At 73.7% G+C, this 24,469-nt stretch carries 26 protein-coding genes; 18 read left to right on the top strand and 8 right to left on the bottom strand.

Annotation, left to right across the window (positions count from 1 at the left end):
* Position 1: 1 nt before the first annotated feature.
* The 7 genes from CG719_RS04225 to CG719_RS04195 all read left to right on the top strand — a co-directional run bounded on the left by CG719_RS04225 (position 2) and on the right by CG719_RS04195 (position 7,365).
* Positions 2–1,015, top strand: a complete 1,014-nt coding sequence (locus CG719_RS04225) for a heme/hemin ABC transporter substrate-binding protein (protein ID WP_199836499.1) — start codon at positions 2–4, stop codon at positions 1,013–1,015.
* Positions 1,012–2,106, top strand: coding sequence for a FecCD family ABC transporter permease (locus CG719_RS04220; protein WP_442802708.1), 1,095 nt, complete (start codon positions 1,012–1,014; stop codon positions 2,104–2,106). Before CG719_RS04225 ends, CG719_RS04220 begins: the two co-directional genes overlap by 4 nt.
* Entirely contained in the window at positions 2,103–2,927 is an 825-nt protein-coding gene (locus CG719_RS04215; protein WP_100567080.1) for a heme ABC transporter ATP-binding protein, read from the top strand. Before CG719_RS04220 ends, CG719_RS04215 begins: the two co-directional genes overlap by 4 nt.
* A 187-nt stretch (positions 2,928–3,114) precedes the next feature.
* Positions 3,115–4,251 (top strand): iron uptake system protein EfeO, encoded by a 1,137-nt coding sequence (gene efeO, locus CG719_RS04210; RefSeq protein ID WP_100567079.1) that lies wholly within the window; start codon positions 3,115–3,117, stop codon positions 4,249–4,251.
* Positions 4,252–4,268: 17 nt separating this feature from the next.
* Positions 4,269–5,528, top strand: coding sequence for an iron uptake transporter deferrochelatase/peroxidase subunit (gene efeB / locus CG719_RS04205; protein WP_100567206.1), 1,260 nt, complete (start codon positions 4,269–4,271; stop codon positions 5,526–5,528).
* A gap of 3 nt (positions 5,529–5,531) precedes the next feature.
* On the top strand, positions 5,532–6,404 hold the full coding sequence (gene efeU, locus CG719_RS04200) for an iron uptake transporter permease EfeU (RefSeq protein ID WP_100567078.1): 873 nt from the start codon (positions 5,532–5,534) through the stop codon (positions 6,402–6,404).
* Complete coding sequence (locus CG719_RS04195; RefSeq protein ID WP_100567077.1) at positions 6,364–7,365, top strand: hypothetical protein; 1,002 nt, start codon at positions 6,364–6,366, stop codon at positions 7,363–7,365. Before efeU ends, CG719_RS04195 begins: the two co-directional genes overlap by 41 nt.
* Positions 7,366–7,385: 20 nt before the next feature.
* Here the strand turns inward: CG719_RS04195 and CG719_RS04190 are convergent, their stop codons facing one another.
* The 5 genes from CG719_RS04190 to CG719_RS04170 form a co-directional block, all read right to left on the bottom strand.
* Positions 7,386–8,123, bottom strand: a complete 738-nt coding sequence (locus tag CG719_RS04190; protein WP_100567076.1) for a bifunctional DNA primase/polymerase — start codon at positions 8,121–8,123, stop codon at positions 7,386–7,388.
* A gap of 100 nt (positions 8,124–8,223) precedes the next feature.
* Positions 8,224–8,853: a TetR/AcrR family transcriptional regulator gene (locus CG719_RS04185; protein WP_100567075.1), complete on the bottom strand. Its 630-nt coding sequence runs from the start codon at positions 8,851–8,853 to the stop codon at positions 8,224–8,226.
* A gap of 66 nt (positions 8,854–8,919) precedes the next feature.
* Positions 8,920–9,915 carry a small ribosomal subunit Rsm22 family protein gene (locus CG719_RS04180; RefSeq protein WP_100567074.1) on the bottom strand — a complete coding sequence of 332 codons (996 nt, stop codon included), beginning with the start codon at positions 9,913–9,915 and terminating at the stop codon, positions 8,920–8,922.
* Positions 9,916–10,385: 470 nt separating this feature from the next.
* The gene (locus CG719_RS04175) at positions 10,386–11,573 is read right to left on the bottom strand and encodes a serine hydrolase domain-containing protein (protein ID WP_100567073.1); all 1,188 of its coding nucleotides are present in this window, start codon (positions 11,571–11,573) and stop codon (positions 10,386–10,388) included.
* Positions 11,522–12,829 carry a multidrug effflux MFS transporter gene (locus CG719_RS04170; RefSeq protein ID WP_100567072.1) on the bottom strand — a complete coding sequence of 436 codons (1,308 nt, stop codon included), beginning with the start codon at positions 12,827–12,829 and terminating at the stop codon, positions 11,522–11,524. Before CG719_RS04170 ends, CG719_RS04175 begins: the two co-directional genes overlap by 52 nt.
* 132 nt (positions 12,830–12,961) lie before the next feature.
* Here CG719_RS04170 and CG719_RS04165 point away from each other — a divergent pair, with 132 nt between their 5' ends.
* Both CG719_RS04165 and CG719_RS04160 read left to right on the top strand, forming a co-directional pair.
* A complete protein-coding gene (locus CG719_RS04165; RefSeq protein ID WP_442802707.1) occupies positions 12,962–14,020 on the top strand; it encodes a Gfo/Idh/MocA family protein in 1,059 nt (352 codons plus the stop codon).
* Positions 14,021–14,127: 107 nt separating this feature from the next.
* The gene (locus CG719_RS04160; RefSeq protein ID WP_100567071.1) at positions 14,128–14,886 is read left to right on the top strand and encodes an SDR family oxidoreductase; all 759 of its coding nucleotides are present in this window, start codon (positions 14,128–14,130) and stop codon (positions 14,884–14,886) included.
* Between the two features lie 113 nt (positions 14,887–14,999).
* On the opposite strand, the gene CG719_RS04155 is transcribed toward CG719_RS04160, so the two are convergent.
* From CG719_RS04155 to CG719_RS04145, 3 genes are all read right to left on the bottom strand, one after another.
* A complete protein-coding gene (locus CG719_RS04155; RefSeq protein WP_324838184.1) occupies positions 15,000–16,208 on the bottom strand; it encodes a D-alanyl-D-alanine carboxypeptidase family protein in 1,209 nt (402 codons plus the stop codon).
* A gap of 214 nt (positions 16,209–16,422) precedes the next feature.
* Positions 16,423–17,418, bottom strand: coding sequence for an aldo/keto reductase (locus CG719_RS04150; RefSeq protein ID WP_100567069.1), 996 nt, complete (start codon positions 17,416–17,418; stop codon positions 16,423–16,425).
* A gap of 67 nt (positions 17,419–17,485) precedes the next feature.
* Complete coding sequence (locus CG719_RS04145) at positions 17,486–17,812, bottom strand: hypothetical protein (protein WP_100567068.1); 327 nt, start codon at positions 17,810–17,812, stop codon at positions 17,486–17,488.
* A 142-nt stretch (positions 17,813–17,954) separates the two neighbouring features.
* Between CG719_RS04145 and CG719_RS04140 the strand changes: the two genes are divergently transcribed.
* From CG719_RS04140 to CG719_RS04100, 9 genes are all read left to right on the top strand, one after another.
* Entirely contained in the window at positions 17,955–18,500 is a 546-nt protein-coding gene (locus CG719_RS04140; RefSeq protein WP_100567067.1) for a DoxX family protein, read from the top strand.
* Between the two features lie 106 nt (positions 18,501–18,606).
* Entirely contained in the window at positions 18,607–18,975 is a 369-nt protein-coding gene (locus tag CG719_RS04135; RefSeq protein WP_100567066.1) for a MazG-like family protein, read from the top strand.
* A 107-nt stretch (positions 18,976–19,082) separates the two neighbouring features.
* The gene (locus CG719_RS04130; RefSeq protein WP_234375399.1) at positions 19,083–19,574 is read left to right on the top strand and encodes a hypothetical protein; all 492 of its coding nucleotides are present in this window, start codon (positions 19,083–19,085) and stop codon (positions 19,572–19,574) included.
* Between the two features lie 95 nt (positions 19,575–19,669).
* On the top strand, positions 19,670–19,972 hold the full coding sequence (locus CG719_RS04125) for an urease subunit gamma (RefSeq protein WP_100567065.1): 303 nt from the start codon (positions 19,670–19,672) through the stop codon (positions 19,970–19,972).
* Between the two features lie 176 nt (positions 19,973–20,148).
* Positions 20,149–20,460 (top strand): urease subunit beta, encoded by a 312-nt coding sequence (locus CG719_RS04120; protein WP_100567204.1) that lies wholly within the window; start codon positions 20,149–20,151, stop codon positions 20,458–20,460.
* On the top strand, positions 20,453–22,162 hold the full coding sequence (locus CG719_RS04115) for an urease subunit alpha (RefSeq protein ID WP_100567064.1): 1,710 nt from the start codon (positions 20,453–20,455) through the stop codon (positions 22,160–22,162). The genes CG719_RS04120 and CG719_RS04115 overlap by 8 nt, the downstream gene beginning before the upstream one ends.
* A gap of 23 nt (positions 22,163–22,185) precedes the next feature.
* On the top strand, positions 22,186–22,914 hold the full coding sequence (locus CG719_RS04110) for an urease accessory protein UreF (protein ID WP_100567063.1): 729 nt from the start codon (positions 22,186–22,188) through the stop codon (positions 22,912–22,914).
* Positions 22,904–23,596 carry an urease accessory protein UreG gene (ureG, locus tag CG719_RS04105; RefSeq protein WP_376493024.1) on the top strand — a complete coding sequence of 231 codons (693 nt, stop codon included), beginning with the start codon at positions 22,904–22,906 and terminating at the stop codon, positions 23,594–23,596. Before CG719_RS04110 ends, ureG begins: the two co-directional genes overlap by 11 nt.
* Positions 23,597–23,603: 7 nt before the next feature.
* Positions 23,604–24,407, top strand: a complete 804-nt coding sequence (locus CG719_RS04100; RefSeq protein ID WP_100567062.1) for an urease accessory protein UreD — start codon at positions 23,604–23,606, stop codon at positions 24,405–24,407.
* Positions 24,408–24,469: the final 62 nt, after the last annotated feature.

Below are 24,469 nucleotides of genomic sequence, written 5' to 3'. Positions count from 1 at the left end.
CTTGCGCACAACACTGGCGGGAGCACTGGTGTCCGTGCTCGCCCTCACCCTGACCGCTACCGGTTGTTCCGGCTCAAGACCCTCCGGCACGGACCGGGGATCCGCCGCGACGACGGCTGCCGCCGCCGTCGACAACCGGGTCGAACCCCTGGCCGGCACACCCTCGCCCCGGCTGCCCGCCACGGTCCGTTCCGCCGACGGCAAGGAGGTGACCGTCAAGAAGGCGCGCCGGATCGTCCCGTTGTCCGGAAGTCTCAGCGAGATCGTGTTCACGCTGGGGCTCGGCGACCGGGTCGTCGCCCGTGACATCACCGCCACCTTCCAGCAGGCGGCCGAGCTGCCGGTGGTGACCCGCAATCACGACGTGTCCGCCGAGAGCGTCCTGTCCCTCGCCCCGGACCTGGTGCTGGCCGAGACCACCAGCGGGCCGGTGGAGGCCATGGACCAGATCCGCGCCGCGGGCGTCCCCGTGCTCGTGGTGAAGCCGGCCGCCGGCCTCGCCGACGTGGGGGCGCGCATCCAGGCGGTCGCCGGCGCGCTCGGCGTACCGGCCGCGGGCCAGGAGCTGACCAGGCGCTCCCAGGACCGGATCGACGCCGTGCGCGAGGCGATCCCGGCGCACGCCGACCATCCCCGCGTCGCCTTCCTGTACCTGCGCGGCTCGGCCTCGGTCTATCTGATCGGCGGCGCCGGGTCCGGCGCGGCCTCGCTCATCGAGGCGGGCGGCGGGATCGACGCGGGCGCCGACTCGGGGCTGACGAAGGACTTCACCGCCATCACCACCGAGGCGCTGGCGAAGGCGGCTCCGGACGCGATCCTGGTGATGAGCAAGGGCCTCGAATCCGTCGGCGGCCTCGACGGGCTGGTGAAGATCCCCGGTATCGCCCAGACACCGGCGGGCATGGAGCGCCGGGTCGTGTCCGTCGAGGACGGCGTGCTGCTCAACTACGGCCCGCGCACGGACCAGGTGTTGCGCTCGATCGTCGACCAGCTCTACGCGGGCGGTGCCCGGTGACGGCACTGGACGACAAACCCGTACGCCCTCTCCAGGCGCCGCCCGCCCCCGCCGGGCGGAAGCGGCGCGGCACGGCCTGGTTCCTGACGGGTGGTCTGGTGCTCGGCCTGCTCGTGCTGGTGCCGGTCGCCGCCGGGACCGGCGCGTACCCGATCCCGACCGGCGAGGTGCTCTCCTCCGTGCTGCACCGGATCGGCCTCGGCGGCGGCGGTCTCGACCGGGTCGCGGAGTCGGTGCTGTGGAACGTGCGCTTCCCGCGCATCGTGCTGGCCCTGCTCGTGGGCGCCTCACTGGGCTGCGCGGGCGCGCTGATGCAGGGCGTGTTCGGCAATCCGCTGGCCGAGCCGGGCGTCATCGGGGTCTCCTCGGGCGCGGCGGTCGGCGCGGTCGCCGCGATCGCCCTCGGGCTCGACTTCCTCGGCACCTGGACGGTTTCGGTGGCCGCCTTCGCGGCGGGCCTCGGCACGGTCCTGCTGGTGTACGCGATGGCGCGCTCGGGCGGCCGGACGGAGGTGGTGACGCTGATCCTCACCGGGATCGCGGTGAACGCCTTCGCGGGCGCGCTGATCGGCCTGTTCCTGTTCTTCGCCGACTCCGCCGCGGTCAACCAGATCGCCTTCTGGCAGCTCGGCTCGCTCTCCCAGGCCACCTGGCCGAAGGTCATGGCCGTCCTGCCGTGCGCGGTGCTCGGACTGGGCGTCGCGCCGCTGTACGCGCGCCGCCTGGACCTGCTCTCGCTCGGCGAGGGTCCGGCCCGGCACCTGGGCGTGGACGTGGAGCGGTTGCGCGTCGTGCTGGTGCTGGTCATCGCCCTGCTGACCGCGGCGGCCGTCAGCGTCGCCGGAATCATCGGCTTCGTCGGTCTGGTCGTACCGCATCTGCTGCGGATGGCGGCCGGGCCCGGGCACCGCTTCCTGGTGCCGGGCAGCGCCCTGCTCGGCGCGCTCGTCCTGCTCGGCGCGGATCTGGCCGCCCGCACCGTCGCCGCACCCGCCGAGCTTCCGCTCGGCGTGCTCACCGCACTGGTCGGCAGCCCGTTCTTCTTCTGGCTGCTGCGCCGTACCCGCCGCAGGCAAGGAGGCTGGGCATGAGACTGCCGAGGATCCGACCGGTTCCCCCCGCCCCGGCCGGTCCGGGCGACGTGCTCGCCGAGACGGAGGCGCTGCGAGTGCGCCGCGGCGCCCGCGAGGTGCTCGACGGCGTCGACGTCGCGGTCCGCGCCGGGGAGGTGCTGGCCCTGGTCGGCCCCAACGGCGCCGGAAAGTCGACCCTGTTGGCCGCGCTCGCCGCCGATCTCCCGCCCACGGGGGGCGTGGTACGCGTGCACGGCCGCCCGGCCCACGAGTGGTCCGCGCCCGAACTCGCGCTGCGCCGCGCCGTGCTGCCGCAGTCGGCGGCGCTCTCCTTCCCCTTCGCCGTCGAGGAGGTCGTACGGATGGGCCGTGCCCCGCACGCGTCCTCGGCGTCCCCGGACGAGGACGAGCGGATCGTGGCCGAGGCGATGGCCGCCACCGAGGTGACCGCGTTCGCCGCGCGCCCGTTCCCGGCGCTCAGCGGCGGTGAGCGGGCCCGGGTCGCGCTCGCCCGGGTGCTGGCCCAGCGGGCACCGCTGCTGCTGCTCGACGAGCCGACCGCCGCGCTCGACCTGAAGCACCAGGAGATGGTGCTGCGGCTGTGCCGGGAAAGGGCGCACGCCGGGGACGCGGTCGTCGTGGTGCTGCACGACCTGGGACTGGCCGCCGCGTACGCGCACCGGGTCGCGATCCTGTGCGCCGGTCGTGTCGTGGCCGACGGCCCGCCCGCCGAGGTCTTCTCCGAGGCGCTGCTCTCACGGGTCTACGACCAGCAGGTCGAGGTGCTGCCGCATCCGCGTACGGGTGCGGTCCTGGTGACCCCCAGAAGGACCCCTTGACTCTGCCTTGACCTCCCCTTTGCCCGTTCTTGGCGCATTCGCGATCAGTTCGTTCCCGTACGCGGATCATGAGACAGGAATCACGGTCCGCACGGGTAGGAACCAGGTAAGCCTCGGTTAAGTTAGGCAAGCCTCACCAAGGGTTGTGGGGTGTCAGGTCACCTTCCAGCCACTTCCGGGAGCCCTCGTGCGAGCCGTCCGCTTCTCCGTCATCACCGCCGCGGCAGCGGTCGCGCTGACCGCCGTGACGGCCTGTACGCAGAAGAGCGGTGCCCAGGACACCGACCGGGTGGTCGACGTGACCGCGAAGGACGACTCCTGCGAGGTCTCGAAGAAGGAGTTCCCGGCCGGGCACGTCGAGCTCGCCATCGAGAACAAGGGCTCGAAGGTCACCGAGGTCTACCTCCTCTTCCCGGACGACCGGATCGTCGCCGAGCGCGAGAACATCGGCCCCGGCATCAAGCAGAAGATCACCGCAGAGGTGAAGGCCGGCGACTACCTCATCGCCTGCAAGCCGGGCATGAAGGGCAAGGGCATCCGCCAGGAGGTCAAGGCGACCGGCGGCGCGGTCGCCAAGCGCGACCCGAAGCTGGACACGGCCGTCGCCGACTACCGCCAGTACGCCCAGGACCAGGCCGACGAGACCCTGCCCCGCGTCGAGGCCTTCGTGAAGGCGATCAAGGCCGGCGACGTGCCGGCCGCCAAGAAGGCGTACGCGATCTCCCGCCTCGGCTGGGAGCGCACGGAGCCGGTCGCGGAGTCCTTCGGCGACATCGACCCCAAGGTCGACGTCCGCGAGGACGGCCTGGAGGACGGCCAGAAGTGGACCGGCTGGCACCGCCTGGAGAAGTCGCTGTGGAAGGACGGAAAGATCGGCGCCGAGGAGAAGACGCTCGCCGACCAGCTCCTCACCGACCTCAAGGACTGGCAGCAGCGGGTGGGCACCGCCGAGATCACCCCGACCTCCATGGCCAACGGCGCCAAGGAACTCCTCGACGAGGTCGCCCAGGGCAAGGTCACCGGCGAGGAGGACCGCTACGCCCACACCGACCTGGTCGACTTCAAGGGCAACGTCGAGGGCGCGCAGAAGGCGTACGAACTCCTCAGGCCGGTCGCCTCGAAGAACGACCCGGCGCTGGCCAAGGAGCTCGACAAGCAGTTCGCCGCGCTCGAGACGCTTCTCGACAAGTACCGCAAGGACAAGACGTCGTACGAGTTCGTCTCCTACGACAAGGTCGGCAAGGACGACCGCAAGGAGCTCTCGGACGCGGTGAACGCGCTCGCCGAGCCGCTGTCCAAGCTCGCCGCGGCCGTCGTGAAGTAGTGAAGCAGAGGCTGGAGATGACCGATACCCAGGGCAGCACTCCGTCCCGCCGCGCCGTGATCGGCTGGGGCGGGGCGGGGATCGCGCTCGGCGCCGTCGCGGCCGGCGGCGCGGTGGCGATGACCAAGGCCGGCTCCGACCTGGACCCGGTCGGCGCGGAAGCGGGCGGCGCGGTGGAGTTCCACGGCGCCCACCAGGCCGGCATCGCCACGGCCGTGCAGGACCGGCTGCACTTCGCCGCGTTCGACGTGAAGACCGACGACCGCGCCGAGTTCGTACGGCTGCTGAAGGACTGGACGGCCGCCGCACGCCGGATGACCGCCGGCAAGGAGGTCGGCGAGGGCGCGTACGGCGGACTCCCCGAGGCGCCGCCCGACGACACCGGCGAGGCGCTGGGCCTCAACCCCTCGCGGCTGACGCTGACCATCGGCTTCGGGCCGTCGCTGTTCGACAGGTTCGGGCTGCGGGACAAGCGGCCGGCCGCCCTGGTGGACCTGCCCAAGTTCCCCGGCGACAACCTGGACCGCTCCCGCACCGGCGGCGACCTGTGCATCCAGGCCTGCGCGGACGACCCGCAGGTCGCCGTGCACGCGATCCGCAACCTGGCCCGCATCGGCTTCGGCAAGGTCGCCGTCCGCTGGTCCCAGCTCGGCTTCGGCAAGACCTCCTCCACCACCCCGGACGCCCACACCCCGCGCAACCTCTTCGGGTTCAAGGACGGCACCCGCAACATCGCGGGCACCGAGACCGGCCGGCTGACGGAGCACGTCTGGGTCGGCGACCAGGACGGCGGCGCGAACGACGCCTGGATGCACGGGGGTTCGTACCTCGTCGCCCGGCGCATCCGGATGAACATCGAGACCTGGGACCGGGCTCCGCTCCAGGAGCAGGAGGAAATCTTCGGCCGGGACAAGGGCGAGGGCGCGCCGGTCGGCAAGCCCAAGGAGCACGACGAGCCGTTCCTGAAGGCGATGAAGCCCACCGCGCACGTACGGCTCGCGCACCCCGACTCCAACGACGGCATCACGATCCTGCGCCGCGGCTACTCCTTCACCGACGGCACCGACGGCCTCGGCCGCCTGGACGCCGGACTGTTCTTCCTGGCCTACCAGCGCGACCCGCGCCACGGGTTCATCCCGCTCCAGCGCAGGCTGGCGGCGTCGGACGCGCTCAACCAGTACATCCAGCACGTGGGTTCGGCGGTCTTCGCGATCCCGCCCGGCGTGCGTGACACGCACGACTGGTGGGGCCGCACCCTGCTGTCCGAGGAGGCGTGACCCGTGTTCTCCAACTATCTGATCGGCCTGCGCGAGGGGCTGGAAGCCAGCCTCGTCGTGTGCATCCTCATCGCCTATCTGGTCAAGACCGGCCGCAGGGACGCCCTGAAGCCGATCTGGACCGGTATCGGCATCGCGGTCGCCATCGCCATGGGCTTCGGCTGCGTCCTCGAATTCGGCTCCCAGGAGCTGACGTTCCAGGCGAAGGAGGCGCTCGGCGGCGGCCTGTCGGTCCTCGCCGTCGCCCTGGTGACCTGGATGGTCTTCTGGATGCGGCGCACCGCCCGGCACTTGAAGTCCGAGCTGCACGGCAAGCTGGACCAGGCGCTGGCGATGGGGACAGGCGCGCTGGTCGCCACCGCGTTCCTGGCCGTGGGCCGGGAGGGCCTGGAGACGGCGCTGTTCGTGTGGGCGTCGGTGCACGCGGCCTCCGACGGCACCCCGCGCCCGCTCATCGGCGTCGCCCTCGGCCTGGCCACGGCCGTCCTGCTCGGCTGGCTGTTCTACCGGGGCGCGCTGCGGATCAACCTCGCCAAGTTCTTCACCTGGACCGGCGCCATGCTGGTCGTCGTCGCGGCGGGTGTGCTGGCATACGGCCTGCACGACCTCCAGGAGGCCGGCTGGGTCCCGGGGCTTGGCAACCTGGCCTTCGACATCAGCGGCGCCATCCCGCCGGACAGCTGGTACGGCACGCTGCTGAAGGGCGTGTTCAACTTCCAGCCCGACCCGACGGTGCTTCAGGTCACGGTGTGGCTGCTGTACTTGGTCCCGACGCTCACCTTCTTCTTCGCCCCGGTAGGGTTCGCCTCCGGGAAGAGGAAGGTGACGGTGGCTGATGAGCAGGGTTCGCGGCCCTCGCAGGCTTCGCAGGCTTGAGCGCTGGGCGACGGCGACGGTCACGGCGGCCGCGCTGACGCTGACGGCGAGCGGGTGCGTGGTGGTGCACGGTGAGCGCGAGGTGCTTCCGGCCACCACCCCCGCGGAGGCCGCGAAGGCGCTGAATCGGTTCACCGAGGCGTACAACGCGGCCGACAAGGCCTACGACCGCACCCTGGACGCGGGCTTCGTGGTGGGCGCGCTCGGCGCCATCGACGGGGCACGGCTGAAGGCCGGGCGTGCCAACCACCCGGAGGGCAACCCCGCGCACACACCGCTGACGCTGACGGACGCCAGGTTCACGATCCCCCAGAAGGCGGGCTGGCCGCGCTGGTTCCTCGCCGACGCCAAGGGCAACAAGGGCGGGAACCAGCGCTGGCTGATGGTGTTCCTGCGCTACGGCGTCACCGAGGAGTGGCGGGTGGCGTATCTGACGCTGGTGGCCCCCGGGGACATACCGGAGTTCCGGAAGGACGAGGACGGCCTGGCCGAGGCCCTGCCCGAGAGCAGTGGCGAACTGGCTGTCGTGCCCGGTGACTTGAGCCAGGGCTACGCGACGTACCTGAGCAACGGCGGGGACACCTTCGCCGACGGCCCGCACACCACCGGCTGGCGCGAGCTGCGCGACAGGGCCGCGAGCCGTCCGGGGCTGGCGCGGCAGTACATCGACCAGCCCAGAACGGACGGCGCCTTCGCCCCGCTGGCGCTGCGCACCGCGGACGGCGGGGCGCTGGTGTTCTTCACCACCCGCCACTACGAGAAGCAGACCGCCGCCGAGGGCGCCTCCGTGCCCACCCCCAACAAGGACGTCCAGGCCCTCACCACGGGCGAGGTCAGGCAGTCCCTGACGATGGAGTTCTTCTCCAACGAAGTGGCCCTCGACCCACCGAAGGGCGCGGCCGGACAGCAGGTGTCGATACTGGCCCGCGTCCAGGGCCTGACCTCGGCCCAGGGCGGGTAGGAGCCGGGTTCCCCCGGGGTTCAGCGGTGCAGGGGCCAGGTCGAGGAGTGGGGGTCCGATGCCCCGGCGGCGTGGCGGGCGCAGGCGTCGGTGAGGGGTTCCAGCAGGCTCAGGGGGTCCGGGAGGGCGTACTCGGGGCCGCGCAGCCAGCGCACCTGCTGGTCGTCGTCGCCGGGCAGGCGGGCCGGCGGGACCAGGACGTAGGAGCCGCGGCAGTGCCAGCGCAGGCCCGGATGCTCGTCCATGGTCTCCGGGTGGCAGTCCAGCTCGCAGGGCCACCACTCGTCCTCGTCCTCGGGCGTGCCGCGGGTGAGGGTGAAGAACAGCATGCGGCCGTCGTCGCTCTCCGCGACCGGACCGACCTCGACGCCCTCGGCGAGCAGCCGCTCCAGGGCCTCGTCGCCGGCCTCCACGGGCACGTCGAGGACGTCGTGCACCATTCCGGTCGCAGTGATGAAGTTGGCCTGCGGCTGGTGCCGGGCCCAGCGCTCGATCTGGGCGCGGTCGGTGGTCGACTGCGTCTGCCAGGCGAACGACACCGGGTGCCGGGCAGGGGTGGGACAGCCGACGCGGTCGCAGGAGCAGCCGTATCCGGTGCCCGGGTGCGCGGCGGGCGCGAGGGGCAGTCCCGCGGTGGCGGCGGCGAGCAGCAGGTCCTCACGGCCGCCGTCTCCGGCGGTCTCCTTGGGGCGACGTCCGCGCAGCCACCTGGTGAGTTTGCCCTCCCGGCCGGTACGACCGCCGAACTCCGCGCTCATTTATCCCCTGACCTCGCTGGTGTGGACAGCATGTCCCATGGTCCCACCATCCTGCGCCTCGGGGGGCCGGAGCCCGCAACCGGGGTGGCCGGGGCGGTGCTCAGCGGGGCGCGAGCCCGTGCAGCGCGTAGTCGACGAGGGTGTCGGTGTACTCGTAGGAGACGGGCGCGGTGCGCTGGAGCCAGCGCTGGGCCAGCGGGGAGACGAAGAGTTCCAGGGCGATGCGCGGATCGATGTCGGGGCGTACGGCGCCGGTGTCCTGGGCCGAGCGGAGCCTGTGGACGTACAGCTCGAGCTGCGGCTGGAGCAGCTTGGCCACGTACTGCCGGCCGACCTGGTCGTTCACCAGGCCCTCGGCGGCCAGGGCCCGGGCGGGCGCCTCGAACGCCGGGTCGAAGAGTGCGTCGACGGTGGCGCGCAGGACGGTCTTGAGGTCGGCGGCGAGGTCGCCGGTGTCGGGGATCCCGTCGGGCTGCCGGTCTGCCCGCGCGTCCTCCTGCCGGGCCGCCGCCTGTTCGCCGAGGTCGAAGAACGCCTCCATGAGGACGTCCGCCTTCGAGGGCCACCAGCGGTAGATCGTCTGCTTGCCCACCCCGGCCCGCGCGGCGATCGCCTCGATCGTGGTCTTCGGATACCCGGTCTCGGCGACGAGCGCGAGGGCGGCGGCGTAGATCGCGCGGCGGGACTTCTCGCTGCGGCGGCTGGCGTCGGGGGCGGGCTTGTCGGGCATGCGCCGACGGTAGCAGGGCGGGGAGACGGTGCGTCTCGCCGCTCCCAGCGGGCCGGGTCCGGTCGCCTAGCGCGTCGGGTCGGGGGGCGGCCAGGGGTCGCCCCAGTCCGTGTCGCGGGCCGCCTTGTACAGATCGCCGTGGCGTTTGGTGACCGTCTCGCGGCTCAGGCCCTCGTCCGGCGTGCACAGGTTGAGCAGGACCTGGCCCTTGCGGATCTGGGGGCGGCGGACGACGCGTGCGGGGGCGGGGGTGACCGGGAAGCGGGTGGCGGCGACGTAGCTGAACTTCTCGTCCTCGTAGGCGAGGGAGCCGCCCTTGACCTGCCGATGCAGGGAGGACCGGCTGACCCGGGCCGAGAAGTGGCACCAGTCGGTGCCGGGCACGATCGGGCAGGCGGCGCTGTGCGGGCAGGGCGCGGCGATGTGGAAGCCGGCCGCTGTCAGGCGGTCCCGGGCCTCGATGACGCGGGCGTACCCGTCGGGTGTGCCGGGTTCGACGACCACGACGGCGCGGGCGGCGGCCGCGGCGGCGTCCACGACGGCCGCGCGGTCGGGCGCGGTCAGCTCGCCCAGGACGTAGGAGACGGTGACGAGGTCGGTGTGGTCGAGGGTGAGCGCCGCGCCGATCCGGGCGCGCTGCCAGCGGGCGTCCCGCAGGGCCGGGTCGGCCTCGGCGATCTCCCGGCCGAGGGCGAGCGCGGGCTCGGCCCAGTCGAGCACGGTCACCGGGCGGATGCCGTCCCAGGTGGCGGCGGTGGCCCAGGCGGCGGCGCCGGTGCCGCCGCCGACGTCGGTGTGGCCGGCGGGCGTCCACTCCGGGGCGGCCTCGGCGAACGCGGCCAGCGCCGAGCGCACCGCCTCGAAGGTGGCCGGCATCCGGTACGCGGCGTACGCGACCACGTCGGCGCGGTCGCGCAGGATCGGCGCGTCGGTCGGGGTGCTCCCCCGGTAGTTGGCGATCAGCCGCTCCACGGCGCCCGCGGCCTGCCGGGGCGGCAGCCCGTCGAGCAACCCGGAAAGCGCGGCACGGAGAGTCTCCGACGGCGGTACAACGTCGTTCACCGTCCGATTCTCTCAGGTCCGACGAACCACCGGAACCGCCGACGCCGCCCGCGACAGCGGGGCCGGCACGCTGGACGGGGTGGGCGTCGCGCCCCCTCGCCTACGTCGGCCGCGGGCCGCCGCCGCGTGCAGGGGCCTCGCGTCTCTCAGGCCCGGCCGGCTGCCCTGACCCGCCGAGCCCGGCAGGCCGCCTGGAGCATTCGCCCCCTCAAGCCCGGCGGACGCCGCGGACCGCCTGCGACAGCAGGGTCGGTGCGCTGGACGGGCTGGCCACCGCCGCCCCCTCGCCTCCACCGGCCGGGTCGCCCCCAGCCGCGCGGTGGCCCGCTCACCCCTCCCGAGCCCGGCACGAGCCCCCGACTGCTTACGCCGGCCGGGCCGCCACCGCGCGTAGTGGTCTCGCGTCTGTAAGGCCCGGCCTGCTGCCGCAGCCCGCCGAGCCCGGCAGGCTGCCGGGAGCGTTCGCCGCCTCAGGCGCGGCGGGTGCCGCGGACCGCTCGTGACAGGCGTGTCGCCGCTGTCGCGCGGGGGGTGCTCGATGATGGGCGGCGGCGGGGGTGGACCGTGTTGGCCAGGAGGATCAGGAAAGTGTCCGTGGCCCGGTCGAGGGTCAGGGACGTGCCGGTGAAGCCCGTGTGGCCCGCTGCTCCGTGGCCCGCCAGTTCGCCCATGAACCAGGGCTGGTCCACGGCGAAGCCCAGGCCCGGTGGGGCGAGGAGCAGGTCGACGAGGTCGGGGCCGAGGATCCGGGCGGGGCCGTAGGAGCCGCCCGCGAGCAGCGCGCGGCAGAACACCGCGAGGTCGGGGCCCGTCGAGAACAGGCCCGCGTGACCGGCCACACCGCCCAGCGCCCAGGCGTTCTCGTCGTGGACCTCGCCACGCAGCATCCCCCGGTCCGCCTTGGCCCACGGCCGCCGCTGGTCCTCGGTCGCCGCCGCGCCGGGGCACGGGCCGAAGCGGGTGGACGCCATGCCCAGCGGGCGGGTGATCCCGTCGCGGACCAGGACGTCCAGGGTGCGGCCGGTGATCCGCTCCAGGACGTGCTGGAGCAGCAGCGGGTTGAGGTCCGAGTAGGTGTACGTGCCGGGCACGCCCACCGGGGCCTCGGCGCGCAGCATCGCCGACCGGGAGGCGGCGTCGGGGCAGTCGTACAGCGGGAGTTCGGGGCGCAGCCCGGAGGTGTGGGTGAGCAACTGCCGTACGGTGACGCCGTGTGCGGCGGCGGCCCGGAACTCCGGCAGGTACGCCCCCACCCGCGCGTCGATGCCCAGCGTGCCCCGCTCGATCTGCTGCACGGCGGCGACCGCGGTGAACAGCTTGGTCAGGGAGGCCAGATCGAACGGCGTGTCCACGGTCATCGGCACCCGCCGGTCGGCCGGGAGTTCGACGCCCCGGTCGGTGGCGGGGTCGTAGGACGCGTACCGCACCGCCCAGCCCGCCGCCTCGGCGACGGCGACCACCGGGCCGCGTCCGGCGAGCACGACGGCACCTGCCGCCCAGGGGTGCTCCCCGGTGGTGAGGTCGTGGACCTCACGGACGAGGTGACGCAGCTCGGCGGGGTCGAGTCCGGCCCTCTCCGGTGTGTCCCCGCGCAGTCTCGGTGCGCTCAGCTCTCCTCCTGCATGCTCTCGGCCGCATGTGGCCTCCAGGGACGGCACATTCCCATGAAGCAGGCCAGCGCCACCAGCGCGGCCGCCAGTTGGACCAGCGCCATGGGCACGGCGGTGTGCTCCCCGGCGATCCCGACCAGCGGGGAGGCGATCGCGCCGATGAGGAAGGAGGACGTGCCGAGCAGGGCGGACGCGGAACCGGCGTGCTCGCGGGTGCGCATCAGTGCGAGCGCCTGGGTGTTGGGCAGGGTGACGCCCATCGCGGACATGAGCACGAACAGCCCGGCGGCCACGGGCACGAGGCCCACCTCGCCGAACACCCCCTGGGCCATCAGCAGCAGGGCGGCCGCGGCCAGGTTGATCACCACGAGGCCGACGGCCAGCACCCGGTCGAGGCGGACCCGGCCGACGAGCACCCGGCCGTTGACCTGGCCCACGATGACCAGCCCGACAGAGTTGAGCCCGAACAGCAGGCTGTACGTCTGCGGGGAGGCGCCGTAGATCTCCTGGATCACGAACGGCGAGGCGGCGATGTACGCGAACAGCGCCGCGAAGGCGAAGCCGCCCGCGAGCAGGTATCCGGTGAAGGCGCGGTCGGCGAGCAGCCGGCGCATCGAGCCGAGCGTCTCGCCCACCCCGCCGCCGTGCCGGCGGTCGGGCGGCAGGGTCTCCGGCAGCCGGGTCCAGACGACCACGGCCAGCAGCGCCCCGACCACCGTGAGGACGACGAACACGCCGCGCCAGTCAGTCACCCGCAGGATCTGCCCGCCGATCAGCGGGGCCACGATCGGGGCGACGCCGGATATCAGCATCAGGGTGGAGAAGAAGCGGGCCATGGCCACGCCGTCGTACAGGTCCCGCACGACCGCACGGGCGATCACGATGCCGGCCGCGCCCGACAGGCCCTGGGCCAGCCGGAAGGCGACCAGCGTCTCGACGTTCGGGGCGAACGCGCACAGCGCGGTGGCGAGGACGTAGACGGCGAGCCCCGTCAGCAGCGGGCGGCGGCGCCCCCACCGGTCGCTCATCGGGCCGACCACCATCTGCCCGAGCGCCATGCCGGCCAGGCAGGCGGTCAGTGTGAGCTGGACGGTCGCGGCCGGGGCGTGCAGGGACCGGGTGACCTCCGGCAGGGAGGGGAGGTACATGTCCATCGCGAGCGGAGGCGTCGCGGTGAGCCCGCCGAGAATCAGGGTCACCAGCAGTCCGGCGCGGCGGGCCGAGCGCGCCGGTGGTCCGGCGAGTCCCCGTTCCGGTACGGCCGTCCGCGGCGCGTGCGGTGCGGGCGCCCCACCCTCCGACATGTGTGTCCCTTCCTCTCCCGGCCCTCTCGTGGCCTTCTTCGGCCCTCTCCGGGCCTCCCCGGCTGATCCGCCGCCTATGCTCTCAGCTCGTACACCGTGCCGAGGAACGCGCGAGCGAGGGTGAGGTCCGGGATGTCGGAAGTGTCCGGGGTGGCGGAACAGACGGTGCGCTGGGGTGTTCTGGCGACCGGCCAGATCGCGGCCGCGTTCACCGCGGACCTGGTGGACCTGCCGGACGCCGAGGTCGTGGCGGTGGCCTCGCGCACCGAGGAGTCCGCGAATGCGTTCGCGGAACGGTTCGGGATCCCGCGGGCGTACGGCGACTGGGAGTCGCTCGCCCGGGACCCGGACGTCGACGTCGTCTACGTCGCCGCCCCGCACACGGCCCACCGGGCGGCCGCCGGCCTGTGCCTGGAGGCCGGTCGGAACGTGCTGTGCGAGAAGCCGTTCACGCTGAACCTGCGGCAGGCGGGGGAACTCGTCGCGCTCGCCCGTGAGCACGACCGGTTCCTGATGGAGGCCATGTGGATGTACTGCAATCCACTGATACGGCGCCTGAAGGCACTGGTCGACGACGGCGCGATCGGCGAAGTACGCACCGTTCAGGCCGACTTCGGGCTCGCCGGTCCCTTCCCGCCCTCGCACCGGCTGCGCGACCCGCACCTGGGCGGCGGGGCGCTGCTCGATCTCGGCGTCTACCCGGTTTCGTTCGCCCAGTTGCTGCTCGGCGAGCCGTCGGACGTGACGGCCAGGGCGGTGCTCTCCGCGGAGGGCGTCGACCTCCAGACCGGCGCGCTGCTCTCCTGGGACGGGGGCGCGCTGGCCCAACTGCACTGCTCCATCACGGGATCCACGGCCACCTGCGCCTCGGTCACCGGGTCCAAGGGCCGGATCGACGTGCCCTCCGGCTTCTTCCACCCCGACCGTTTCGTGCTGCGCCGGCACGGCCGTGACCCGGAGGAGTTCACCGCGGCCCCGGCCGACGGTCCGCGCACCACCCTGCGGCACGAGGCGCGGGAGGTGATGCGGGCCCTGCGCGCGGGCGAGACGGAGTCCCCGCTCGTGCCGCTGGAGGGCACCCTGGCGGTGATGCGGACGCTGGACGCGGTGCGGGAGCGGATCGGCGTGCGCTATCCCGGAGAGGCGGACGGACCGGACGCCGGGCGGGCCCGGGAGGCCGCGCTCGCCTGAGCCCCGCGACACCGGCGAGCTTCCGGAGGCCTCCGCGGCCCTCGCCGGCATCCGTATGGCGGACAGTGGATTCCGCTTGGCGGACCGTCCTCGTACGCTCCGGTGCCATGACCGACAGGCAATCGAAGATCGCGGTGGTGACCGGAGCCGGCTCGGGCATCGGGCGGGCCGTCGCCGTGGAACTGCTGCGCGCGGGCTGGTCCGTGGCCCTGGCGGGGCGCCGCCCCGAGACGCTGGAGGAGACGGCGGCGCTCGCCCCGGGGGCCGCCTCCCTCGCCGTGCGCACCGACGTGGCCCGGCCGGACGACGTGGCAGCGCTGTTCGCCGCCACCGTCGACCGGTTCGGACGGGTCGACCTGCTGTTCAACAACGCGGGCACCTTCGGGCCGGGCGGCGTACCGGTGGAGGAGCTGTCCTACGAGGCGTGGCGGCACGTGGTGGACACCAACCTCAACGGGGCCTTCCTGTGCGCCCAGGCGGCGTACCGGCGGATGAAGGAGCAGGACCCGCAGGGCGGCCGGATCATCAACAACGGCTCGATCTCGGCGCACACGCCCCGGCCCCACTCGGCGCCCTACACCGCCACCAAGCATGCTCTGACCGGCCTGACCAAGGCGCTGTCCCTGGACGGCCGGCCGTACCGGATCGCGGTCGGGCAGATCGACATCGGCAACGCGGCCACCGACATGACGGCCCGGATGGAATCGGGCGTCCTCCAGGCCAACGGGGAGGTGGTCCCGGAAGCCGTGATGGACGTGGCCGACGTGGCGCGCACCGTGCGGCACATGGCGGAGCTGCCGCTGGAGGCGAACGTGCAGTTCGCGACGGTGCTGGCGACGACGATGCCGTACGTGGGGCGGGGCTGAGCCGCCCGGAACGGGCCCGAACGGCCCGGGACGGACGCCGACCCGGGCCGCGGGCGGGCGATCCTCACCAACGGATGCGCGCCGGTGCGTGGAACGCCTGCCGCGCGGGCGGCTCAGCGCCGGTGGCGCCCCCCGGACTCGGCGGACGCGGCCCGGCGCCGGCGCAGCGCCCACACGCCGCCGGTCAGCAGCGCGACCGTACCGCCCGCGCCTTCCAGCAGCCGCCAGGCCGAGGGCCCGCCGTCCGCCGCCGCGCCCGGCGGTCCGGCGGCGGCCGGTGCCGCCTGCTTCACGGGCGGGGTGTCCGCGTCCGCCTTCTTCCCGCCCTCGCTCAGCGGCTCGACCAGCGTGCCGACGGGCCGCGCGGAACTGCCCTTCCCGAAGCCCCAGTCGAGCAGGGCGGCGGTCTCCTCGTAGACGGCGTTGCTGCCGGCCGCGGGGTTCAGCACCGTGGCCAGCAGGGTGCGGCCGCCGCGTACGGCCGCGCCGGTGAAGGTGTTGCCGGCGTCGCTGGTGTAGCCGTTCTTCACCCCGATCAGGCCGTGGTACGCCTTCAGGCCCCACGCTCCGGTCAGCAGGCGGTCGGTGTTCTGGATCTGGAACGTCTTGCTCCGGCCAGCCGGAAAGTCGGCGGCGTGCGTGCCGCAGTAGCCGCGGAAGTCGGCGTTGCGCAGTCCGTGCCGGGCGATCAGCGTCAGGTCGTACGCCGAGGACAGCTGACCGGGGTGGTCGAAACCGTCCGGGCTGACCACGTGGGTGTCCAGGGCCTGGAGGTCCTGGGCCCTGGCCTGCATCTCGGCGACCGTCTTCGCCACCCCGCCGTTCATGTGCGCGAGCACGTGCACGGCGTCGTTGCCCGAGCGCAGGAACACGCCCTGCCACAACTGCTCCACCGTGTAGGTGGTCCCGGCCTGGATCCCGACGAGGCTTGAGCCGCCGGGGATGTCGGCCAGCTCGGCCTCGGTGACGGTGTGCCGCTCGGCGCGGTGGAACTTCCTCAGCACCGTGTCCGCGAACAGCATCTTCAGCGTCGAGGCGGGCGCGAGGGGCTGGTGCGCGCGGTACGCGGCGAGCACGTGCCCCGTCTCCCCGTCGGCGAGGAGCCAGGCACGGGCGGTGAGCCCGCCTGGCAGGCCGGTGGCGCCGCTCACCTGCACTTTCGTATGGGCCAGCCGCTCGCCGCCGATCACGGTGGCGGCGCGGGCGGGGGCGGCGGCCGCGACCGGGCCGGCGGCGGTCACGGCTGCCAGCGGGGCGGCCGTGGCGAGGGTGAGCAGGGAACGCCGGGACGGGCCGTGGGGGGACCGAGAGGAAACACGCACCCCGGGACCGTACAGAGCGAGCCTGAGCCCGTGCGCGACATGTCCTCAAAGTCTGATCAAAAGATCACCAAAGGACGAGTCGCCGAATGCCCCGCCGAATCGCGCCCCGGCCCGCGCCGCGCCCACGCCCCGCCCCTCGGCCCCGGCCCGCGCGAGGCCCACGCCCCCCGGCCCGCTCGACGCCCGCGCCCCTCCGTCCCCGGCCCGCGGCTCCTCAGCGCCCCAGGATGCGGTCGGTCTCGGCCAGGTGGGCGGCGGTCAGCGGGCCCTTGGCGAGGGCGCCCGCGTTCTCCTCGGCCTGGGCGACCGAGCGGAAGCCGGGGATGGGAACCGTCCGCCCGCTGCGCGCCCACAGCCAGGCCAGGGCGCCCTGGGCGAGCGTACGGCCGCCGCTGGTCAGGACCTCGCGCAGCGCCTCGGTGCGGGCCAGCCACTCCGGGTCGGCGCCGGAGCCGTCGCCGAAGCCCTTCAGCCAGGCGGGCGGCCGGCTGCGGATGTCCCCCGCCTCCAGGGGCGCGCGCCCGGCGTGCTTGCCGGTGAGCAGTCCCATGGCCAGCGGGCTGCGGTTCACGCTCGCGAGGCCCCGCTCCTCGCACAGCGCGAGCATCCCGGGCGCGTCCTGGAGCACGTTCAGCGCGTGCTGCACCGCCGTGCAGTGCTCGCCCTCGGCGAAGACGGCCGCGCGGGCGGGGTCGTCCGTGCTCCAGGCGTAGGCCCTGATCAGCCCCTCGGCCACGAAGTCCTCGCAGGCGTCCCGCAGGGCGGCCGCGTCGCCGGGCCGTGCGTCGGAGATGTGCAGCTGGTAGAGGTCGACGTGGTCGGTGCCGAGGCGGGCGAGGGACGCGGTGAGGGCGCGGCGCGCGTGCTCGGGGGTGGCGTCCTGGCCGTCGGCGGTGCGGGTGCGCTCGTCGAACAGGTTGCCCCACTTGGTGGCGACGACGACCTCGTCCCGCCGCTTGCCCAGGGCCCGCCCGAGCACCCGCTCGCTGTGCCCGCAGCCGTAGACATCAGCGGTGTCGAAGAAGGTGACGCCGAGATCGAGAGCGCGCCGGATCGCCCGTACGGACTCCTCGTCGTCCACCCTGCCCCAGCCGAGCGGCTGCCCGTCCGCCGACCGCCACTCCCCGCCGATCGCCCAGCACCCGAAGCCGAGTGCGCTGACCTCGATCCCGCCGTGTCCCAGTGTCCTTGCGAAGGTGGTGGTCTCCATGCCCTGGGACGCTACGAGTTGGAGCGCACGCGAGGGCAAGGCCCGGTACGGGGCCTGTGTCGGTGGGCTATGCCTGGCCGGTCTCGAACCGGGAGATCCGGCCGTCGTCGGTGATGGTGAACGACCACCGGGTGCGCATCTCGCCCCAGGTGTCGTTGCGGTAGCGGGCGAGGAGGGCGCGGCCGCCGGCGGACTCGTTGTCGACGTCCATGTGGCCGTGCGTGGAGAAGATCTCCTCCTCGATCCACTCCGCGAGGTCGCGGTCGGCCCCGTCGTCCGCCATGGTCGCGCCGGGCGCGAGCAGTTGCATGAAGCCCTCGCGGTCGTGGGCGTTGACGGCGGTGACGAAGGCACGGACGGCCGGGTCGCTCAGTCTGGCGGTCTGAATCGTCATGTCGGCAGCGTCACACCGGTCCCGGGGACCCCGCCACCCGGACGGCGCCCAGGACGGGCCGGTGGAGTGTGGGCGGTGCGACGGTGGAGACCCGGAAGCGGTCCGAAGCCGCTGATCCTCCGCCGTCCGCCTGGGAGTCACCGTGACCTGTTACGACCGACGCGATCTTGGCCTGCTGCTGCTCCGGCTGGGTACCGGCGGCGTGCTGGCAGCGCACGGAGCGCAGAAGCTGCTGGGCTGGTTCGGCGGGGGCGGGATCGAGGGGACCGGCCGGTTCATGGAGTCCGTGGGCTACCGGCCCGGGAAGGCGAGCGCGATGGCGGCCGGGCTGTCGGAGGCCGGCGGCGGCCTGCTCCTCGCCATGGGCCTGGCGACCCCGGCGGCGGGCGCGGCGGCGGCCGGCGCGATGGCGGGGGCGGCGGCGGTGCACGCGCCCAGCGGCTTCTTCGCCCAGAGCGGCGGCTACGAGTACGCGGCCTCGCTGGGCCTGACCTCCGCAGGCCTGGCGATCACGGGCCCCGGCCGGCTCTCCGTGGACCACGCCCTCGGGCACGCCGTCAACCGCGGCTGGATGGTCCCCGCGGCGTTCGCGACGGTGGCCGCGGCGACGTCCCTGGTCCTCGGCGCCCGCGTCCGGCGGCTGCGCCAGGAGAAGGAGGGCGAGCAGGAGGCTCTCTTCGAGGAGTAGCGAGGAACAGCGAGGAGCGGCGGGAGCCGCTTTCGCGGAGTGGCGAGGACCGGCGGGAGGCGCTTTCCGCGGAGCCGGACGGGCGGCTCGTGGCAGGCTGCGCCGCATGAGCGATCAGCACCCCGGCTCCGCGCCGGCACCGCCCGAGGATCTCTGGTCCGCCGTCGACGACCTGTGGGCCTGGCTGGACGGGCACCGCCCCCTCGGCGAGAGCCGGGAGGCGACGGTGCTGCCGCGGGTTCTGAAACTGTCGGAGGAGGTCGGCGAGGTCGCCCAGGCGGTGATCGGCGCGACCGGCCAGAACCCGCGCAAGGGCACCACCCACACCTGGGACGACGTCGAGGCGGAACTGTGCGACGTGGTGATCACCGCCCTGGTGGCCCTGCGCACCCTGACCCCTCAGGCCCGGGAGGTCTTCGCCCGGCATCTGGACCGGGTCAGGCAGCGGTCACTGGGGCCGGGCGGGGAGACCTGACCGAGGCCCCGCCCGCGCACCGGCGGGGCGTGACGTTCCGGCGGCTGAATCCGCTTGCTGATCAGGGGCCCGTCAAGGCCCTCTGGCAAGCGAAGGGTGGAAGTTCCATGGCCGAGGCCGACGAGATCAATCCGTGCGCGGAAGGGATGCCCCGGCGCGCGGCCGTCCTGGTCGCCCGTCTCACGGAGCGCAGCCGGCTGCCCCTGGACTACTCCGTGGCGAGTCTGCGGATCGTCGACTTCCTGATCGACGGCATGCGCAAGAGCGGCGCGTCGCGCGAGCGCGTACGGGGGCCGCTGCTCGGCCTCGGGGCGTACGTGGGTGAGGTGCTGGTGCGCCACGCCGGTGCGAGCTGGGTGGACTTCGACGCCGGCCAGCGGGCCCGTTTCTCCCAGCCGGCCGGCGTCCTCATGCCGGACGGGCGGCTGCGGAACCCGTTGGGCAAGGTCGTCGACCGCTTCGACACGGGTGGAGCACGCCATTCGCTCCAGGCCTTCCACCTGCCCCTGGACGGCCAGTCGCGGCGGGCGGTCCTGGCGCACGCCAGGACCGGTGGCGTACGCGCGGAGGAGGTCCGGCCTGTCGGAAGGGCCCGCTGAGCGTCACGCGGTGTGAGCTCTCGCTCTGCGACGGTGGCACGTTTGGGCTTAACTGCAAGAGCGTGGTTCTTCCTCTCACCCCGTGGAGGCGGCCGATGCTTCTGACGTTGCACGAGCGTGAGCGCCTGATGATCTACACGGCGGCGAAGCTGGCCCTGGAGCGCAAGGAGCGGGGCCTGAAGCTGAATCTGCCGGAGGCCACCGCGGTGATCACGTCGTTCCTGCTGGAGGGTGCGCGCGACGGCCGTACGGTCACCGAGCTCATGGAGTCCGGACGGGCCGTGCTTGGTCGCGACGACGTGATGGAGGGGGTGCCGGAGATGCTGGGACAGGTGCAGGTCGAGGCGACCTTCCCCGACGGCACGAATCTGATCACGGTGACGGGGCCGATCTCATGATCATGAGGAGCGACGAGCATCCCAGCGACGACCCCGGCCGGCAGGACCAGCACGGCTCGGTGCTGCACCCGTCCAGCGGCGTCGGCAGCCCCAGCCTGCCACGGCGGGGCGGAACCGGGTCGCGGCAGGCGGCCCGGCGGCACTACACGGGGGGACATCCGGAGGCCGACGAGCCCCTGATCCCGGGCGAAGTGCTCTACGGCGACGACCCGGTCGTGATCAACGCAGGCAAGGAGGTCACCCGGCTGCGGGTGGAGAACACCGGCGACCGTCCCGTCCAGGTCGGTTCGCACTTCCATTTCGCGGAGGTCAACGCCGCGCTGGAGTTCGACCGCGAGGCCGCGTGGGGGCGGCGGCTCAACGTGCTCTCGGGCGGCTCGGTGCGTTTCGAGCCCGGGGCCGTGGAGGAGGTGGAGCTGGTCCCGATCGGGGGGCGGCGGATCGTGGCCGGACTGCGCGGTCTGTGCGGAGGTGAACTCGATGGCTGAGATCAGCCGGCGCGAGTACGAGGCATCGTTCGGCCCGACCACCGGGGACCGGGTCCGCCTGGCCGACACCAACCTGTTCATCGAGGTCGAGCGGGATCTCTGCGGCGGCGGAGACGAGGCCGTCTTCGGCGGTGGCAAATCCATCCGGGAGTCCATGGGCCAGTCGCGGGCCACCCGCGGCGAGGGAACACCGGACCTGGTCATCACCGGCGCGGTGGTCCTGGACCACTGGGGAGTGGTCAAGGCCGACGTCGGCGTGCGGGACGGCAGGATCGTGGCGCTGGGCAAGGCGGGCAACCCCGAGACCATGGACGGGGTCCACCCCGGCCTCGTCATCGGCCCCTCCACGGAGATCGCGGCCGGCAACGGGCTGATCCTGACGGCGGGCACGATCGACACCCATGTGCACTTCGTCGGCCCGGCCATGTTCGAGGAGGCCCTCGCGGCGGGCACCACCACGTTCGTCGGCGGCGGGACCGGACCCACCGAGGGCTCGAAGGCGACCCTGGCCACGCCGGGCGCCTGGTGGCTGCGGCGGATGCTGGAGGCCTGCGAGCCCTGGCCGCTCAACGTGCTGTTCCTGGCCCGCGGCAACACCGTGTCCCCCGAGGCGCTGTGGGAGCAACTGCGCGGCGGGGCGGGCGGGTTCAAGGTGCACGAGGACTGGGGCGCCACCCCGGCCGCGATCGACGCCGCGCTGACCGTCGCCGACCGGGCCGGAGTTCAGGTCGCGATCCACAGCGACACCCTCAACGAGGCGGGTTTCGTGGAGGATCTGCTCGCCGCCGTGGGCGGCCGGACGTTCCACGCGTACCACACCGAGGGCGCGGGCGGCGGCCACGCACCGGACATCATCCGCATCGCCGGTGAGCCGAACGTGCTGCCCGCGTCGACCAATCCGACCCGCCCGTTCACCGTCAACACGGTGGCCGAGGCGCTGGACATGGTCATGGTGGCCCACCACCTCAACGCGCAGGTGCCCAACGACCTCGCCTTCGCCGAGAGCCGGGTACGGCCCACGACCATCGCCACCGAGGACGTGCTGCACGACCTCGGAGCGCTCTCGATCATGTCCTCGGACGCTCAGGCGATGGGCCGGGTCGCGGAGGTCGTGACGCGGACGTGGCAGACCGCCCACCGGATGAAGGAGTTGCGCGGTTCACTGCCCGGCGACAGCGGGGCCGACAACCACCGGGCCCGCCGCTACGTCGCCAAGTACACGATCTGCCCGGCGGTGGCGCACGGCCTGGAACGCGAGATCGGTTCCGTCGAGCCCGGGAAGCTGGCCGACCTGGTGCTGTGGCAGCCCGCCCTGTTCGGGGTGCGGCCCACGGTCGTGTTCAAGGCCGGGATGGCCGCGAGCGCCGCCCTCGGCGACCCGAACGCGTCGATTCCCACGCCCCAGCCGGTGCTGAACCGGATGGGCTACAACGTGGGCAGCCCGGCCGCCGCCGCGAGCGGCGTCGCCTTCGTCGCACCGGCGGCCGTCGAGGACGGCCTCGCGGACCGCCTGGGGCTGCGGCGGCGGCTCGTCGCCGTGGAGAACGTACGCGGCCGCGGCAAGCGGGACCTTCCGGAGAACACGGCCACTCCGCGCATCGAGGTCGACGCCGACACGTACGCCGTGCGGGTCGACGGGGAGCTGATCGAGCACGAACCCGCGGCCGAAGTGCCCATGGCACAGCGCTACTTCCTCTTCTGACCCGACGACATCGACGCGCCTCGATGAACGCCCAGGACGCCAATCAGCCGCAGCCGACGCCGCCGGCGCTGCTGCTGCTCGCCGACGGGCGCTTCCCCTCCGGCGGGCACGCGCATTCCGGCGGTCTGGAAGCGGCGGCGGCCCTGGACGGCGTGGACGACCTGGCCGCGCTGGAGGAGTTCCTGCAAGGACGGCTGGCGACGACCGGCGCGGTGAGCGCCGCGTTCACGGCCGCGGCGTGCGCCGCCTTCGGCGGTACGGGCCGCCGAGGGGAGTCCAGCACCGAGCAACTTGAGCTGCTGGACCGCGAGTTCGCCGCCAGGACCCCGTCACCGGCGTTGCGCACCGCCTCCCGCCGTCTGGGACGGCAACTGCTGCGGGCGGGCCGTACGGTCTGGCCCCACCCCCGCCTGGACGAGCTGGGCGCGGCGCCCCGGCACGGCCCCCATCAGCCGGTCGCCCTCGGCGCGGTGGCCGCGGCGGCCGGCCTGGGTACGGACGCCGCGGCGCTGGCCGCCGCCCATGAAGCGGTGCTCACCCCGGCGACGGCCGCCGTGCGGCTGCTCGGACTCGACCCGTTCGCGGTCCACGCCGTCCTCGCCCGGCTGGGCCTGCGGATCGCCGCCGTCGCCGCCGGGGCCGCGCGCCACGCGGACACCGCGCCCGCGGATCTCCCGTCCCGTGCGGGCCCCCTGCTCGACATCCGTGCCGAACACCACTCCGTCTGGGAGGTGCGTCTCTTTGCGTCCTGACCCCACCCCGCGTCCCGACCGAGCCCATGTCCACGCGCACGCCGAGGCGCGAGGGACTCTGCCCCGCCGCCCCGGCCGGGCCCTGCGCATCGGCATCGGCGGCCCGGTCGGATCCGGCAAGACCGCGCTGGTCGCGGCGCTGTGCCGCACGCTGGCCCCGGAACTCTCCCTGGCCGTGGTCACCAACGACATCTACACCACCGAGGACGCCGACTTCCTGCTGCGCAACGGCGTACTGGCCGCCGAACGGGTCCGGGCGGTCGAGACCGGAGCCTGCCCGCACACCGCGATCCGCGACGACATCTCCGCCAACCTCGAAGCGGTGGAGGAGCTGGAGGCGACGCTGCCGCCGCTCGACCTCGTCCTTCTGGAGAGCGGCGGGGACAACCTCACCGCCACGTTCAGCCGCGGACTGGTCCACCACCAGATCTTCGTCATCGACGTGGCCGGCGGGGACAAGGTGCCCCGCAAGGGCGGGCCAGGGGTCACCTCGGCCGACCTGCTGGTCGTCAACAAGACCGATCTGGCGCCGCAGGTCGGCGCGGACCTCGCCGTCATGGACCGTGACGCCCGCGCCAAGCGCGGCGACCTGCCGGTGCTGTTCACCTCGCTGGTCCGGGACCCGTCCGCGGCCGACGTCGCCGCGTGGGTACGGCAGTGCCTCGCCGTCCCCGCCGGGTGACCCGGTGATGCGTGCCCACGCCCGCCTGGCGGTGACGGCCGACCGGGACGGGTCCGGCGGGACCAGGACCCGGATCAGCCGCCTCCGCTCCGAGGCGCCGCTGATCTGGCGGCCCACCATCCCCTCCGCCGTCGAGCCGACGGGCCGGTGGAACCCGCCCGGCGCCGCCCACGTGGCGCTGGCCGCCGCGGCCGCGGGCCCGGTCGGCGGCGACCACCTGCGGCTGGACGTCGAGGTCGCGGCGGGTGCGGCGCTCGTCGTACGCGGTGTGGCGGCGACCCTGGTGCTGCCGGGGCCGCACAGCCGCCCCTCGCACACCGAGACCCGCCTGCGGGTCGCGCCGGCCGGCACCCTGGTCTGGCTGCCCGAACCCGTGATCGCCGCCGGCCGCTGCGACCACCACGCCACGACGCGCATCGAGTTGGAGCCGGGCGCCCGCCTGCTCGTCCGCGAGGAACTGCTCCTGGGACGCCACGGCGAGACGCCGGGTACGGTCCGACAGCGCCTGCGGGTGACCCTCGCCGGCCGCCCCCTGCACGACCAGGAGTTCGCCGTCGGCCCGGACGTCCCGGGCTGGCGCGGCCCGGCCGTGACCGGCGGCCGGCGGGCCCTGGGCACCCTGCTCGTCGTCGCCCCCGGCAGTCCCGCGCTCCCACCCGCGCCCCCCACCGCCGACGCGGCCGTCATGCCCCTGTCCCCCGGCGTCACCCTGCTCACCGCCCTGGCCGACGACGCCCTCACCCTGCGCCGGTACCTCGACCGTGGCCTGACCGGCCTGCCGACGCCGGGGTCGCGGACGGTCACGGGCTGACACGGCGGACCGACCTGGCTGCCCCGGCCAGGCGCAAGAGGCGGTTTTCGGCCAAGGGATGC

Source organism: Streptomyces sp. CB01373 (assembly GCF_002803075.1).
In the GTDB taxonomy this organism is placed as follows: Bacteria; Actinomycetota; Actinomycetes; order Streptomycetales; family Streptomycetaceae; genus Streptomyces.
The sequence above is the reverse complement of the archived record's forward strand: the minus strand, read 5'-3'. Positions and strand labels throughout refer to the sequence as shown.

Bases quoted from the DNA above. Each gene is read 5' to 3' on its own strand.
- CG719_RS04215 (WP_100567080.1), top strand. From the start codon at position 2,103: ATGAGACTGCCGAGGATCCGACCGGTTCCCCCCGCCCCGGCCGGTCCG.
- efeB (WP_100567206.1), top strand. From the start codon at position 4,269: ATGACCGATACCCAGGGCAGCACTCCGTCCCGCCGCGCCGTGATCGGC.
- CG719_RS04195 (WP_100567077.1), top strand. From the start codon at position 6,364: ATGAGCAGGGTTCGCGGCCCTCGCAGGCTTCGCAGGCTTGAGCGCTGG.
- CG719_RS04190 (WP_100567076.1), bottom strand. From the start codon at position 8,123: ATGAGCGCGGAGTTCGGCGGTCGTACCGGCCGGGAGGGCAAACTCACC.
- CG719_RS04185 (WP_100567075.1), bottom strand. From the start codon at position 8,853: ATGCCCGACAAGCCCGCCCCCGACGCCAGCCGCCGCAGCGAGAAGTCC.
- CG719_RS04170 (WP_100567072.1), bottom strand. From the start codon at position 12,829: ATGTCGGAGGGTGGGGCGCCCGCACCGCACGCGCCGCGGACGGCCGTA.
- CG719_RS04165 (WP_442802707.1), top strand. From the start codon at position 12,962: ATGTCGGAAGTGTCCGGGGTGGCGGAACAGACGGTGCGCTGGGGTGTT.
- CG719_RS04160 (WP_100567071.1), top strand. From the start codon at position 14,128: ATGACCGACAGGCAATCGAAGATCGCGGTGGTGACCGGAGCCGGCTCG.
- CG719_RS04150 (WP_100567069.1), bottom strand. From the start codon at position 17,418: ATGGAGACCACCACCTTCGCAAGGACACTGGGACACGGCGGGATCGAG.
- CG719_RS04145 (WP_100567068.1), bottom strand. From the start codon at position 17,812: ATGACGATTCAGACCGCCAGACTGAGCGACCCGGCCGTCCGTGCCTTC.
- CG719_RS04135 (WP_100567066.1), top strand. From the start codon at position 18,607: ATGAGCGATCAGCACCCCGGCTCCGCGCCGGCACCGCCCGAGGATCTC.
- CG719_RS04130 (WP_234375399.1), top strand. From the start codon at position 19,083: ATGGCCGAGGCCGACGAGATCAATCCGTGCGCGGAAGGGATGCCCCGG.
- CG719_RS04125 (WP_100567065.1), top strand. From the start codon at position 19,670: ATGCTTCTGACGTTGCACGAGCGTGAGCGCCTGATGATCTACACGGCG.
- CG719_RS04115 (WP_100567064.1), top strand. From the start codon at position 20,453: ATGGCTGAGATCAGCCGGCGCGAGTACGAGGCATCGTTCGGCCCGACC.
- CG719_RS04110 (WP_100567063.1), top strand. From the start codon at position 22,186: ATGAACGCCCAGGACGCCAATCAGCCGCAGCCGACGCCGCCGGCGCTG.
- CG719_RS04100 (WP_100567062.1), top strand. From the start codon at position 23,604: ATGCGTGCCCACGCCCGCCTGGCGGTGACGGCCGACCGGGACGGGTCC.